The organism is Serratia sp. Z4 (assembly GCF_009900725.1).
Lineage (GTDB): Bacteria > Pseudomonadota > Gammaproteobacteria > Enterobacterales > Enterobacteriaceae > Serratia > Serratia nematodiphila.
This window is the reverse complement of record NZ_JAAABD010000007.1, coordinates 157229-170166: the sequence shown is the minus strand read 5'-3', so window position 1 is coordinate 170166 and position 12938 is coordinate 157229. Positions and strand designations below refer to the sequence as shown.

At 61.3% G+C, this 12938-nt stretch carries 14 protein-coding genes; 11 read left to right on the top strand and 3 right to left on the bottom strand.

The window, feature by feature from the left end:
• The first annotated feature begins 8 nt into the window (after nt 1-8).
• Together alsK and rbsK are read left to right on the top strand one after the other, a co-directional pair.
• Nucleotides 9-917, top strand: a complete 909-nt coding sequence (alsK, locus tag GT753_RS21020; protein WP_015378972.1) for an allose kinase — start codon at nt 9-11, stop codon at nt 915-917.
• Nucleotides 914-1840 carry a ribokinase gene (rbsK, locus tag GT753_RS21015; protein WP_015378971.1) on the top strand — a complete coding sequence of 309 codons (927 nt, stop codon included), beginning with the start codon at nt 914-916 and terminating at the stop codon, nt 1838-1840. The genes alsK and rbsK overlap by 4 nt, the downstream gene beginning before the upstream one ends.
• Nucleotides 1841-1880: 40 nt before the next feature.
• Here rbsK and GT753_RS21010 read toward each other — a convergent pair whose 3' ends face one another.
• Nucleotides 1881-2489 carry an HD family hydrolase gene (locus tag GT753_RS21010; protein WP_004931670.1) on the bottom strand — a complete coding sequence of 203 codons (609 nt, stop codon included), beginning with the start codon at nt 2487-2489 and terminating at the stop codon, nt 1881-1883.
• Nucleotides 2490-2672: 183 nt separating this feature from the next.
• Here GT753_RS21010 and GT753_RS21005 point away from each other — a divergent pair, with 183 nt between their 5' ends.
• Nucleotides 2673-3347: a hemolysin III family protein gene (locus GT753_RS21005; RefSeq protein ID WP_021505704.1), complete on the top strand. Its 675-nt coding sequence runs from the start codon at nt 2673-2675 to the stop codon at nt 3345-3347.
• A gap of 150 nt (nt 3348-3497) precedes the next feature.
• Complete coding sequence (locus GT753_RS21000) at nt 3498-3995, top strand: DUF2165 family protein (protein ID WP_044030541.1); 498 nt, start codon at nt 3498-3500, stop codon at nt 3993-3995.
• A gap of 38 nt (nt 3996-4033) precedes the next feature.
• Here the strand turns inward: GT753_RS21000 and ygfZ are convergent, their stop codons facing one another.
• Nucleotides 4034-5026 carry a tRNA-modifying protein YgfZ gene (gene ygfZ, locus GT753_RS20995; RefSeq protein ID WP_160125918.1) on the bottom strand — a complete coding sequence of 331 codons (993 nt, stop codon included), beginning with the start codon at nt 5024-5026 and terminating at the stop codon, nt 4034-4036.
• A 320-nt stretch (nt 5027-5346) separates the two neighbouring features.
• Here ygfZ and sdhE point away from each other — a divergent pair, with 320 nt between their 5' ends.
• Nucleotides 5347-5613 (top strand): FAD assembly factor SdhE, encoded by a 267-nt coding sequence (sdhE, locus tag GT753_RS20990; protein WP_004931679.1) that lies wholly within the window; start codon nt 5347-5349, stop codon nt 5611-5613.
• Entirely contained in the window at nt 5594-6016 is a 423-nt protein-coding gene (locus GT753_RS20985; RefSeq protein WP_004931681.1) for a protein YgfX, read from the top strand. Before sdhE ends, GT753_RS20985 begins: the two co-directional genes overlap by 20 nt.
• 63 nt (nt 6017-6079) lie before the next feature.
• Here GT753_RS20985 and fldB read toward each other — a convergent pair whose 3' ends face one another.
• Nucleotides 6080-6598: a flavodoxin FldB gene (gene fldB / locus GT753_RS20980; RefSeq protein ID WP_160125917.1), complete on the bottom strand. Its 519-nt coding sequence runs from the start codon at nt 6596-6598 to the stop codon at nt 6080-6082.
• A 106-nt stretch (nt 6599-6704) separates the two neighbouring features.
• Between fldB and xerD the strand changes: the two genes are divergently transcribed.
• From xerD to lysS, 5 genes are all read left to right on the top strand, one after another.
• Entirely contained in the window at nt 6705-7604 is a 900-nt protein-coding gene (gene xerD, locus GT753_RS20975) for a site-specific tyrosine recombinase XerD (protein WP_004931685.1), read from the top strand.
• Between the two features lie 26 nt (nt 7605-7630).
• Nucleotides 7631-8347 (top strand): bifunctional protein-disulfide isomerase/oxidoreductase DsbC, encoded by a 717-nt coding sequence (gene dsbC / locus GT753_RS20970; RefSeq protein ID WP_004931688.1) that lies wholly within the window; start codon nt 7631-7633, stop codon nt 8345-8347.
• A gap of 6 nt (nt 8348-8353) precedes the next feature.
• Nucleotides 8354-10087 (top strand): single-stranded-DNA-specific exonuclease RecJ, encoded by a 1734-nt coding sequence (gene recJ, locus GT753_RS20965; RefSeq protein ID WP_033639478.1) that lies wholly within the window; start codon nt 8354-8356, stop codon nt 10085-10087.
• A 166-nt stretch (nt 10088-10253) separates the two neighbouring features.
• Nucleotides 10254-11352, top strand: a protein-coding gene (gene prfB / locus GT753_RS20960; protein ID WP_096242572.1) for a peptide chain release factor 2 whose coding sequence is annotated in 2 segments (ribosomal slippage) — nt 10254-10328 and nt 10330-11352 — 1098 coding nt in all. Because the reading frame shifts where the segments join, the coding sequence is not laid out codon by codon here.
• A 9-nt stretch (nt 11353-11361) separates the two neighbouring features.
• Nucleotides 11362-12879 carry a lysine--tRNA ligase gene (gene lysS / locus GT753_RS20955; RefSeq protein ID WP_004931697.1) on the top strand — a complete coding sequence of 506 codons (1518 nt, stop codon included), beginning with the start codon at nt 11362-11364 and terminating at the stop codon, nt 12877-12879.
• Nucleotides 12880-12938 lie beyond the last annotated feature (59 nt).

Sequence of the window (12938 nt, the reverse complement as noted above, 5' to 3'; positions counted from 1 at the left end):
CGGGGGATATGATGCGGTATTTTCTTGGCGTTGACGTCGGCGGCACCAATACCCGTCTGCTGTTGATGGATGATGAAGGCGAGTTCAGCGGTTACCGCAAGATAGCGACCGCCGATTGGGCGCAGCGGGCCGATCCGCTGGCGACGTTGGGCGATCTTATCGCCCGGCATTGTGAGGATCGTCAGGTGGCGCAGGTGATGCTGGGGCTGCCGGGGATCCTCAGCCGCGATCGCTCGCGGGTGCTGTCGCTGCCGTTCATTCCGGCGCTGGATGCCCAGCCGGTGGCGGCGCTGTTGGCCGATTTGCTGGCGCTGCCGGTGCGAATGGACAAGGACGTCAACCATCTGCTGTGGTGGGATTTGCAGCAGCTGCCGGCGCTGCCGCAGGTGGCGGTAGGGCTGTATCTGGGCACCGGCATGGGCAACAGCCTGTGGCTGAACGGCGATTTTTACCACGGGGCGCATGGCGCCGCCGGCGAGCTGGGGCACATTCCCTGGCCCGGCCATCTGGGCGAATGCCCGTGCGGTAAACGGGGCTGCGTCGAGAGTCTGACCTCCGGTCATTGGCTGACCGGCTGGGCGCGCGCCAACGCGGCGCAAACGCCGTTCGACCGGCTGTTCGAACGCCATGGCGATCATCCGGATTTGCGGCGTTTCGTTGAACGATTGGCGCAGACCATCGCCATCGAAATGAACGTGATCGACCCCCAACGGCTGATCCTGGGCGGCGGCGTGATCGCCATGCGCGGTTTTCCGTTGGCGCGGCTGGAGCAAGAGATCCGCCGTCATCTGCGCGGGCCGCAGCCGGCACAGGGATTGGCGATCTCCATCAGCCGCCTGACCGATGAAACCGGCAGCAAAGGCGCCTGTCTGGCAGCCCGGCGCCACCTCCAATTGAGCAGGGAGTACCAGCAATGAAAGGCAAAGTCTGCGTGTTCGGTTCGTTCAACCTGGATATCGTCGCCGGCATGGCGCGGTTTCCGCAGCCCGGCGAATCGCTGATCGCCCGTAACAGTATGATGGGGGCGGGCGGCAAGGGCGCCAACCAGGCCACCGCCGCGCTGCGCGCCGGGGCGCGGGTGCATTATATCGGCAAGGTGGGGCGCGACGACTTCGGCACCTTCGCCCGGCGTCATCTCGCCGCGGCCGGCTTCGATGCGGTGACGCTGTTCTCGACCGGCGATTGCCCGACCGGCAATGCGCTTATCTACGTTGCCGGCGAGGATGCGGAGAACATGATCGCCGTCGATCCCGGCGCCAACCTGACGGTCAGCGAGGACGAGGTGCGCCAGTGCCGCCCGGCGATCGCCGCGGCGGATATTCTGTTGACCCAGTTGGAGAACAACCTGCCGGCGATCGAACAAGTGATTGCCATCGCCCGCGAGGCGCGGACGTTCATCATTCTCAACCCGGCGCCGTTTCAGCCGGTGCCGGACAGCCTGCTGGCGCAGGTCGATCTGCTGACGCCCAACGCCACCGAATGCACATTGCTGACCGGCGTGCCGGTGCGGGATGTGGCTTCGGCGCGTCAGGCGGCGCAGGTGCTGCACGCCAAGGGCATTCGTTTGCTGATCGTGACCTTGGGCACGCAGGGAGCGTTGTTCTCGGACGGGGAAAACAGTGAGCTGATCCCGGCGTTTCCGGCGCAGCCGAAAGACACCACCGGCGCGGGGGATGCGTTTAACGGCGCTCTGGCGGCGCAGCTGGCGAATCAGGTGCCGTTAGCCGATGCGGCGCGCTTCGCCGCCGCCTACGCGGCGGTCTGCGTGGAACGCGCCGGGGCGGCGGGATCGATGCCGAGTTATGAGGAGGCGTTGGAACGCCAGCAGGCGTTCGCTTGACGTTGACGGGCTGCGGCGCAGAGGCGGCAGCCCGGCTCCCTTACTTCAACCAGCCTTTGCGCTGCGCGTCCCGCAGATGTTGCTCCATATGGCGCCACAGCTCGGGATGCACGTCGGCGATCGACGCATTGCGCGCCAGCACCTGCTCCAGGCTGATGCCGTTTTCCACCCAGCTCTGGCCTTCATTGTGCAGGTTCATCAGCATCGGCATGGTGCGATCCAGCAGCAAGGCAAAGCGCGCATCGGCGCTTTCGCCGTCTTCATATTCCTGCCATAAAGCGGTGAAATACTCGCGCTGAGCCTCCGGCAACATGCCGAACAGACGGCGCGCCGCCGCCACTTCCTGATCGTGGATCGCCGCGCGGGCCGCCAGATCGTAGACCAGCACGTCGCCGGCGTCGATTTCCACGATGTCATGCAGCAGCGCCATCTGGATCACGCGCTGAATGTCTACGTCATCACCGGCGTAGGGCGCCAGACTCATGGCGGCGATGGCGAAATGCCAGCTGTGTTCGGCGGAGTTTTCCTGGCGCTGGGTGCCCAGTACCTTGGTGCGGCGTTGCACGCCTTTCAACTTATCGATTTCCATCAGGAACTGGATGGCCTGGGTCATTGAACCGAAATCTAACGCGGGTACAGCGGATGACATGGTGTAAACCTCAAGGTGGGTGGGTTGAAGCCTGACGATTGTAGACCAGCGGGCGGGGGATTTCGATGGTTACACGCGTTCACATTTTTATTTTAGCGTACACGTGTACACTGGAATTATTCTCAGTTAAGCTGCTTTGCGTTAATTTCGCACAAAGCAGGGCATTTTGAGGGGTTGCGCGTTATGGGGAAAACGGACGTAGTGAAAGCCGGGAACAATAAGATTGTCACCGCGGCTTATCCGTGGGCGGAAGAGATCGCCAACAGCATCAGCCACGGCATCGGGCTGGTGTTCGGTATTGTCGGCCTGGTGTTGCTGCTGGTGCAGGCGGTGAATACCGGCGCCGATGCGACGGCCATCACCAGTTACAGCCTGTACGGCGGCAGCATGATCCTGCTGTTTCTCGCTTCTACGCTGTACCATGCGATCCCGCATCAAAAGGCCAAGCATTGGCTGAAAAAATTTGACCACTGCGCCATTTATCTCCTGATTGCCGGCACTTACACGCCGTTCTTGCTGGTAGGGCTGGATTCGCCGCTGGCGAAGGGCCTGATGGCGGTAATCTGGGGGTTGGCGCTGCTTGGCGTACTGTTCAAGCTGGCCTTCGCCCACCGTTTTGAAGCCCTGTCGCTGGTGACCTACCTGACGATGGGCTGGCTGTCGCTGATCGTGATTTATCAGCTGGTTACGCGGCTGGAGGCCGGCGGCGTCACGCTGCTGGCGATCGGCGGGGTGGTCTACACCCTGGGCGTGATTTTCTATGCCTCCAAGCGCATTCGCTTTGGCCACGCCATCTGGCACGGCTTCGTGCTCGGCGGCAGCGCCTGCCACTTCATGGCGATCTACCTGTACGTCTAAGCGTTGCCGCTACATCTGAATGCGTATTGAACAAGCGCCTCTTTTGTTTTAAAAAAGAGGCGCTTGCTTCTTTCGGGTATCCAGCAAGCCCTGTCCTTCATTTCTGAGCCCGCATACCGTTTCTCTAACCTCTGTTCAGGACTCATCAAGATGATCGTTCGCTTATCCAAAGCGCTGCTGGTCTGCGCTATCGCCTTGTTCGCTTCGCTGGTCGCCTTCGGCAACCTCACCGACTACGGCTCCAATTTCGCCTTCGTGCGCCACGTCTTTATGATGGATACCCTTTTCCCCGACGCCACCATCGGCTACCGCTCGATACAGACGCCGTGGCTGCATCACGCCGGTTATATTTTCATCATTGCGTTGGAGAGTCTGACCGCGCTGCTGTGCTGGATTGGTGGCCTGCGCCTGCTGTGCGGCCTGAAACTGCCCGCCAACGCCTTCAACGGCCGAAAAAAATGGGCGGTAGCGGGGCTGACGCTGGGCTTCCTTACCTGGCAGGTCGGTTTTATGTCGATTGGAGGGGAGTGGTTCGGCATGTGGATGTCGCAGCAATGGAACGGCGTACCGAGCGCGTTTCGCTTCTTCGTCACCATCATCTTGGTGCTGATCTATCTGGTGCAGCGCGACGGGGAGTTGGACGAGTAACAAAGATGGCCGCAGGCAGGGGGCCTGCGGCCGACGGATTATTTCTCTTCGGCCAGCGAGTAGGGCAACGGTTTGATCGCCAGCTGGCTGGCGGCATCGTCGCGCACCCGCAGCTTGCTGTCGGCATCCAGATCGTTGTTCATCACCACCTGCACCCACAGCGTACCGTCGGCTAACTGGCTCGACGCCAGTACGGTGCCGGTGCGACGCCAGTTTTCCCCCAGCTGCAGCTCCAGATCTTCCGCCGCCTGCGGGGCGCGAGCCGCTTTACCTTCCAGCCAGTAGAGCGCACGTTTGTTGGCGCCGCGGAACTTGGCGCGTGCCACCATCTCCTGACCGGTATAGCAGCCCTTGCTGAAACTGATGCCTTCCAGCGCCTGGAGGTTGGTGGCCTGCGGGATCAGCTGCGCGCTGTTGGCGGCGTCGATAACCGGATAACCGGCTTCGATCTCCAGCGCCAGCCACTGGTTGCTGTCATTCCGTTCCGCCTGGTCATGCAGTTTGCCGATCAGCTGTTCGGCCACGGCGGGGCGGGTCACCAGCAGAAAACGCTCCGCCGGTGCATTGAAGTGCAGAATCGTGGTCTCGCCGTCCTGCACCACCGGGTGCTCAGCGCTTGGCAGCGTGGCGAACAGGCCCGCCAGCGCGGCGCGCGCCTGGAAACCGGCGACACCCAGCAATACCGCGTCATTATCGGCGGCGATGGTGACTTTGGAGAACACCGCGTATTTTTTGATTTCCGCCAGTTGGCTGTCCAGCACGCTGCGGCGCTCCAGATAGGCGAAGCCTTCGCCACGGTGGAACAGACGCAGGTTGCTCCACATTTTGCCCTTGGCGTCGCAGTGGGCGCACAGCACGTGTTGATCGGCCGCCAGCGCGTCGATGTCCGCCGTCACCTGGCCCTGGAGATATATCACCGTGTCCGGCCCGTTCAGCGTCACCAGCGCCCAATCTTCCAGCGAGATCAGCGTCAGGGGCAGATGGGTGGAAGCGGAGGGCTGACGGGGTGGGAATGGAATGTTATGCGCCATAGTAAGTTCCTGCTCAACGTTTAGCTTACCTGAAGGGTATTGGACCCATGGTAAAAGAGGCGGCGGGCTTTGCAAACTGTTATTCGCGCCGCGGCGCCGGGGGGCGCTTTTTTTGGCATTTTGCGCTTTATTGCGTTTTCCGCCACAAAGCGCCTTCCCGGCGTGTATGTCAAATTGTTACTCTATAGGCTTGCGGCCAGGGCACCCTTGCAGACAGATCCCCGGTTGATGGAATTATATTGCGACGGCGTTGCCATACAGTGTGTCATTTGAACCCTGCGCTGGCGCTGCCGCGCTGAAAAGAGGTGAGTCATAACAACATGGATATTAACAACAAAGCACGTATTCACTGGGCTTGCCGCCGTGGCATGCGCGAGCTGGACATCTCCATCATGCCGTTCTTCGAATACGAATACGACAGCCTGAATGACGCGGACAAGGCGCTGTTTATCCGCCTGCTGGAGTGCGACGATCCCGATTTGTTCAACTGGCTGATGAATCATGGCGCGCCGCAGGACGGCGAGCTGCAGAGAATGGTGACCCTGATCCAAACGCGAAATAAAGACCGTGGCCCAGTGGCGATGTGATATCCGCATTTCCTGGCGCACCCAGCTGTTTTCACTGTTGACCCACGGCGTTCTGATCCTGCTGATCCTGATTTCGCCCTGGCCGGAAGGCTTTGGCCCGCTCTGGCTGGTGCTGCTGACGCTGGTGGTGTTTCAGTGCATTCGCAGCCAGAAGCGCATCGCCGCGGTGCAGGGCGAGTTGCGGCTGCTGGCGGATCGGCGTTTCAGCTGGCACGGCCGCGAGTGGCGGCTGGCGAAAAAACCGTGGATGCCGGGTTACGGCATGCTGTTGACGCTGCAGCCGATGGAAGGCAAAAAGCGCCGCCGGCTGTGGCTGGCTTCCGACTGCATGAGCAAAGAGGAATGGCGCCACCTGCGGCAGCTGTTGCTGTATCCGCCGGCGGGTGACGGCGAACAAGGTTGATAGGGGGCGCCGGCGCGAATCATGCCGCCGGCGCTCGGCGTTGGGGGGAACGCCCGATAGCGGCTACAGCAGCGGCTCCATTTCCAACAGGATCTGTTCGCACCATTGCTGCAGGCGCTCTTCGCTCAGATCGTATTGGTTGACCTCATCGAGCGCCAGGCCGACGAAGTGTTTGCCGTCGGTGCTCAGCGGTTTGGGGCTGGTGAACTCGAAACCCTCAGTGGGCCAGAAGCCGATGAACTGTACGCCCAGCGGCGCGATGTGATCGTGCAGCATGCCCAGCGCGTCGAGGAACCACTCACCGTAACCGAGCTGATCGCCCATGCCGTACATGGCGACGATTTTGCCTTTCAGATCCAGCGCCGCCAGCTGCGGCCAGATCGCTTCCCAGTCTTCCTGCAGTTCGCCGAAATCCCAGGTCGGGATGCCGAGGATCAGAATGGAATAGTCCTCCATCAGCTTGGGTGAGACGTCTTTCAGGTTGTGCAGGTCGACCAGGTCTTCACCCAGAATCTCACGGATTTTTTCTGCCGCCATTTCGGTGTAGCAGGTGCTGGAGCCGTAAAACAGACCAATCTTCATGTGTAAACCGTTACGTTGCTGTTTAGAGAATTGCAGCGAGTATACCTGATTTGCGCCGGCTTAAGGCATAATGGCGCGGGTGGAAATGCAACAAAGAGAGGACCGCGTGCAACAGCAAGACAATGCGCTGATTGAACAATTCCTGGATGCGCTGTGGCTTGAGCGCAATCTGGCGGAAAATACGCTGGCCTCCTATCGGCTGGATTTGCAGGCCCTGGGCGCCTGGCTTGGCCAGCAGAAGACCGATTTGCTGCAGGCGCAGGCGCTGGATCTGCAGGCGTTTCTCGCCGAGCGGGTGGATGGCGGTTACAAAGCCACCAGCTCCGCGCGTTTGTTGAGCGCCATGAGGCGCCTGTTTCAATATCTGTACCGCGAAAAGCTGCGCGCCGACGATCCCACCGCGCAGCTGGCGTCTCCCAAACTGCCGCAGCGCTTGCCGAAAGATCTGAGCGAGGCGCAGGTCGATGCGTTGCTGCAGGCGCCCTGCGTCGATCAGCCGCTGGAGCTGCGCGACAAGGCGATGCTCGAAGTGTTGTACGCCACCGGGCTGCGGGTTTCCGAGCTGGTGGGGCTGAACATCAGCGACGTCAGCCTGCGTCAGGGCGTGGTGCGGGTGATCGGCAAGGGCAACAAGGAGCGGCTGGTGCCGCTGGGCGAAGAGGCGGTCTACTGGATCGAAAACTATCTGGAGCACGGCCGCCCATGGCTGGTCAACGGCCAGACGCTGGATGTGCTGTTCCCCAGCACCCGCTGCCAGCAAATGACCCGACAGACGTTCTGGCATCGCATCAAACACTATGCCATCCTTGCGGGCATCGACAGCGAGCGTCTGTCGCCGCACGTGTTGCGGCACGCGTTCGCTACCCATTTGCTGAACCATGGGGCCGATCTCCGTGTCGTACAGATGTTGTTAGGGCACAGCGATCTCTCGACCACGCAAATTTATACTCATGTAGCGACCGAACGACTGAAACAGCTACATCAACAGCATCACCCGCGCGCCTGAGCGGCGGGTTCGAAAGGATTGGAATAATGAAAAAAGGTTTAATGCTGCTTTCACTGCTGGTGGCCTCGGTGGCCGGCGCCGCCCATGCCGATGACGCGGCGATCAAAAAAGCGCTCGCCAGCCTGGGCATCCAGCAGGCGGACGTGCAGCCTTCACCGGTCAACGGCCTGAAAACCGTGCTGACCGACAGCGGCGTGCTGTACGCCTCCGAAGACGGCAAGCACATCCTGCAGGGCCCGCTGTTCGACGTCAGCGGCAAAGAGCCGGTCAACGTGACCAACCAACTGCTGAGCAGCAAGATGGACGCGCTGAAAGATCAGATGATCGTGTACAAGGCGCCGAAAGAGAAACACGTGATCACCGTGTTCACCGACATCACCTGCGGTTACTGTCACAAGCTGCATCAGCAGATGAAAGAGTACAACGATCTGGGTATTACCGTGCGTTACCTGGCATTCCCGCGCCAGGGGCTGGCATCCCAGGCTGAAAAAGACATGCAGTCGATCTGGTGCACCGCCGACAAGGCCAAGGCGTTCGACGCCGCCATGAAGGGCGACGCCGTTTCTCCGGCGACCTGTAAAACCGACATCAGCAAGCATTACGAGCTGGGCGTGCAGTTCGGCATTCAGGGCACGCCGGCCATCATCCTGGAAAACGGCATGATGATCCCGGGCTATCAGGGGCCGAAAGAGATGGCCGCCATGCTGGACGCGCATCAGGCCGCCACCAAAGCCGGTGGTTAATCGCCGGTGAGTATCAAAACGCAACTACGCCGCCGCCCGGCGGCGGACGACACGCATCTGCCCGCCAGTTTACCGCCGCTGCTGCGCCGGCTTTACGCCCTGCGCGGCGTGCAGGCTGAGCAAGAGTTGGAGCGCGGCGTTAAGGGCATGCTGCCCTGGCAACAGCTGGACGGCATCGACGACGCCGTCAGCCTGCTGCAACAGGCGCTAGCCGACGGCCGCCGCATCATGGTGGTGGGCGATTTCGACGCCGATGGCGCCACCAGCACCGCGCTGACGGTGCTGGCGCTGCGCAGCATGGGCGGTGCAGCCGTCGATTATCTGGTGCCTAACCGTTTCGAAGACGGTTACGGCCTGAGCCCCGAAGTGGTGGAGCAGGCGGCGGCGCGCGGCGCAGAACTCATTGTCACCGTCGATAACGGCATCTCCTCCCACGCCGGCGTCGACGTGGCGCACGCCAAAGGCATGCAGGTGCTGGTGACCGATCACCACCTGCCGGGCGAGACCCTGCCGGCGGCTGAAGCGATCGTCAATCCCAACCTGCGCGGCTGCGCCTTCCCGTCCAAATCGCTGGCGGGGGTAGGCGTGGCGTTCTACCTGATGCTGGCGCTGCGCGCCCGGCTGCGGGACAGCGGCTGGTTCGAGCAGCGCGCGCTGGCGATGCCGAATCTGGCGGAACTGCTGGATCTGGTGGCGCTCGGCACCGTGGCCGACGTGGTGCCGCTGGACGCCAACAACCGCATTCTGGTGTATCAGGGGTTAAACCGCATCCGCGCCGGCAAATGCCGACCGGGCATCCGCGCGCTGCTTGAGGTGGCCAACCGCGACGCCCGCCAGCTGGCGGCCAACGATCTCGGTTTCGCCCTCGGCCCGCGCCTCAACGCCGCCGGCCGGCTGGACGACATGTCTATCGGCGTGGCGCTGCTGCTGAGCGACGACATTGCGCAGGCGCGCATGCTGGCCAACGATCTCGATGCGCTGAACCAGACGCGCCGCGAGATAGAGCAGGGCATGCAGGTGGAAGCTCTGCAGCTGTGCGATCAGTTGGAGCGCACCAGCACCGAGCTGCCTTATGGGTTGGCGATGTATCACCCGGAATGGCATCAGGGCGTGGTGGGCATCCTCGCTTCGCGCATCAAAGAGCGTTTCCACCGCCCGGTGATCGCGTTCGCGCCGGCGGGCGACGGCATCCTGAAGGGCTCCGGCCGTTCGGTGCCCGGCTTGCACATGCGCGACGCGCTGGAGCGGCTGGATATGCTGAACCCCGGGCTGATGATGAAGTTCGGCGGCCACGCGATGGCGGCCGGGCTGTCGCTGGAAGAGGCCAAATTCGACGAGTTCCGCCAGCGTTTCGGCGAGCTGGTGGGGGAATGGCTCGATCCGGCGATGCTGGAAGGGGTTATCTGGTCCGACGGCGAACTGGCGATGCAGGAGCTGTCGCTGACCACGGCGGAGCTGCTGCGCGAGGGCGGCCCGTGGGGCCAGGCGTTCCCTGAACCGACCTTCGACGGCAAGTTCCGCATTCTGCAGCAGCGGCTGGTGGGCGAGAAACACCTGAAGCTGATGGTGGAACCGCTCGGCGGCGGCCCGCTGCTCGACGGCATCGCGTTTAACGTGGACACCACGCTGTGGCCGGACAGCAGCGTGCGCGAAGTGGAACTGGCCTACAAGCTCGACGTCAACGAGTTTCGCGGCAACCGCAATGTGCAACTGCTGATCCAGCATCTTTGGCCGCGCTGAAGTGAAATTGAACACAATTCGGGGATTGGGCTCTCCAATCCCCGGCATCCTTCCCGAACGCCACAAAAACTGACCAACTCGCTATAAACTGCCGCCCGGATCCGTTAGAATTAGCGGTTCCAATGGCATTCCGCCATCGACGACATCAACGTAAAAGAACGAAACCATGTTTGAAATTAACCCGGTAAAAAACCGAATTCAGGACCTGTCCGAGCGGACTGCGGTTCTTAGGGGGTATCTTTGACTATGATGCCAAGAAGGAACGCCTAGAAGAAGTCAACGCCGAGCTGGAACAGCCGGACGTCTGGAACGAGCCGGAGCGCGCGCAGGCGCTCGGCAAAGAGCGCGCCGCGCTGGAAGCCATCGTTGAAACCATCGATCAGCTGGAGCAGGGCGGCGAAGACGTCGGCGGGCTGCTGGAACTGGCGGTGGAAGCCGACGATGAAGAGACCTTCAACGAAGCGGTCGCCGAGCTGGATCAACTGATGAGCAAGCTGGATCAGTTGGAATTCCGCCGCATGTTCTCCGGCGAATACGACAGCGCCGACTGCTACCTGGATATCCAGGCCGGCTCCGGCGGCACCGAAGCGCAGGACTGGGCCAGCATGCTGCTGCGCATGTACCTGCGCTGGGCTGAAGCCAAGGGCTTCAAGACCGAAGTGATCGAAGAGTCCGACGGCGACGTCGCGGGCCTGAAATCGGCCACCATCAAGATCATCGGCGACTACGCGTTCGGCTGGTTGCGCACTGAAACCGGCGTGCATCGCCTGGTGCGCAAGAGCCCGTTCGACTCCGGCGGCCGTCGCCACACCTCGTTCAGCTCGGTGTTCATCTACCCGGAAGTCGACGACGATATCGATATCGAAATCAACCCGGCGGATCTGCGTATCGACGTGTACCGCGCCTCCGGTGCGGGCGGTCAGCACGTCAACAAAACCGAATCCGCCGTACGTATTACTCACCTGCCAACCAACATCGTGGTGCAGTGCCAGAACGATCGTTCTCAGCATAAGAACAAGGATCAAGCGTTTAAACAGCTGCGAGCCAAGCTGTACGAGTTTGAGATGCAAAAGAAAAATGCTGATAAGCAGACGATGGAAGACAACAAGTCCGACATCGGCTGGGGCAGCCAAATCCGTTCTTACGTGCTGGATGACTCCCGCATCAAGGATTTGCGCACCAACGTCGAAACGCGTAACACGCAGGCCGTACTGGATGGCGACCTGGATAAATTCATTGAGGCAAGTTTGAAAGCCGGGTTATGAGGAATAGAAATGTCTGAACAACAAGTACAGGGCGCCGATCAGGCGCTGGATCTCAATAACGAACTGCAGTCCCGCCGCGAGAAACTGGCCGGCCTGCGTGAGAACGGCATTGCGTTCCCGAACGACTTCCGTCGCGACTCCACCTCCGACAAACTGCACGCCGCGTACGGCGATAAAGACAACGAAGAGCTGGAAGCGCTGGGCGTAGAAGTGACCGTCGCCGGCCGCATGATGACCCGCCGGATTATGGGCAAGGCATCCTTCGTTACGCTGCAGGACGTGGGCGGCCGCATTCAGCTGTACGTCGCGCGCGACGATCTGGCTGAAGGCGTGTACAACGAGCAGTTCAAGAAGTGGGACCTGGGCGATATCCTCGGCGCGCGCGGCAAGCTGTTCAAAACCAAGACCGGCGAACTGTCGATCCACTGCACCGAACTGCGTCTGCTGACCAAAGCGCTGCGTCCGCTGCCGGACAAATTCCACGGCCTGGCGGATCAGGAAACCCGTTACCGCCAGCGTTACCTGGATCTGATCGCCAACGAAGAATCGCGCAACACCTTCAAGGTGCGTTCGCAGGTGATGTCCGCTATCCGTAACTTCATGGTGGAACGCGGCTTCATGGAAGTCGAAACCCCGATGATGCAGGTGATCCCGGGCGGCGCGTCCGCGCGTCCGTTCATCACGCACCACAATGCGCTGGATATCGACATGTACCTGCGCATCGCGCCGGAACTGTATCTGAAGCGTCTGGTGGTCGGCGGCTTCGAGCGCGTGTTCGAAATCAACCGCAACTTCCGCAACGAAGGCGTTTCTCCGCGTCATAACCCAGAGTTCACCATGATGGAACTCTACATGGCTTACGCGGATTACAAAGATCTGATCGAGCTGACCGAGACCCTGTTCCGCACCCTGACCGAGAAAGTGCTGGGCACCTCTCAGGTGCAGTACGGCGACGAAGTGTTCGACTTCGGCAAGCCATTCGAGAAGTTGACCATGACCGAGGCGATCAAGAAATACCGTCCGGAAACCGATCTGGCTGACCTGGCCGACATGGGCAAAGCGGTGGCCATCGCTGAATCCATCGGCATCAAGGTTGAGAAGAGCTGGGGCCTGGGCCGCGTCGTGACCGAGATCTTCGAAGAAGTGGCGGAAAGCCATCTGATTCAGCCGACCTTCATCACCGAGTACCCGGCTGAAGTGTCGCCGCTGGCGCGCCGCAACGACGTGAACCCGGAAATCACCGACCGCTTCGAGTTCTTCATCGGCGGCCGTGAAATCGGCAACGGCTTCTCCGAGCTGAACGACGCTGAAGACCAGGCGCAGCGCTTCGCCGATCAGGTGAACGCCAAAGACGCCGGCGACGACGAAGCGATGTTCTACGACGAAGACTACGTCACCGCGCTGGAGCACGGCCTGCCGCCGACCGCCGGTCTGGGCATCGGCATCGACCGCATGGTGATGCTGTTCACCAACAGCCACACCATCCGCGACGTGATTCTGTTCCCGGCGATGCGCCCACAGAAATAATCCCGTTTAGCGTGCAACAACCGGTGCAGGCAACTGCGCCGGTTTTTTTTCGTCTACGG

Bases quoted from the DNA above. Each gene is read 5' to 3' on its own strand.
- alsK (WP_015378972.1), top strand. From the start codon at position 9: ATGATGCGGTATTTTCTTGGCGTTGACGTCGGCGGCACCAATACCCGT.
- rbsK (WP_015378971.1), top strand. From the start codon at position 914: ATGAAAGGCAAAGTCTGCGTGTTCGGTTCGTTCAACCTGGATATCGTC.
- GT753_RS21010 (WP_004931670.1), bottom strand. From the start codon at position 2,489: ATGTCATCCGCTGTACCCGCGTTAGATTTCGGTTCAATGACCCAGGCC.
- GT753_RS21005 (WP_021505704.1), top strand. From the start codon at position 2,673: ATGGGGAAAACGGACGTAGTGAAAGCCGGGAACAATAAGATTGTCACC.
- GT753_RS21000 (WP_044030541.1), top strand. From the start codon at position 3,498: ATGATCGTTCGCTTATCCAAAGCGCTGCTGGTCTGCGCTATCGCCTTG.
- ygfZ (WP_160125918.1), bottom strand. From the start codon at position 5,026: ATGGCGCATAACATTCCATTCCCACCCCGTCAGCCCTCCGCTTCCACC.
- sdhE (WP_004931679.1), top strand. From the start codon at position 5,347: ATGGATATTAACAACAAAGCACGTATTCACTGGGCTTGCCGCCGTGGC.
- fldB (WP_160125917.1), bottom strand. From the start codon at position 6,598: ATGAAGATTGGTCTGTTTTACGGCTCCAGCACCTGCTACACCGAAATG.
- dsbC (WP_004931688.1), top strand. From the start codon at position 7,631: ATGAAAAAAGGTTTAATGCTGCTTTCACTGCTGGTGGCCTCGGTGGCC.
- lysS (WP_004931697.1), top strand. From the start codon at position 11,362: ATGTCTGAACAACAAGTACAGGGCGCCGATCAGGCGCTGGATCTCAAT.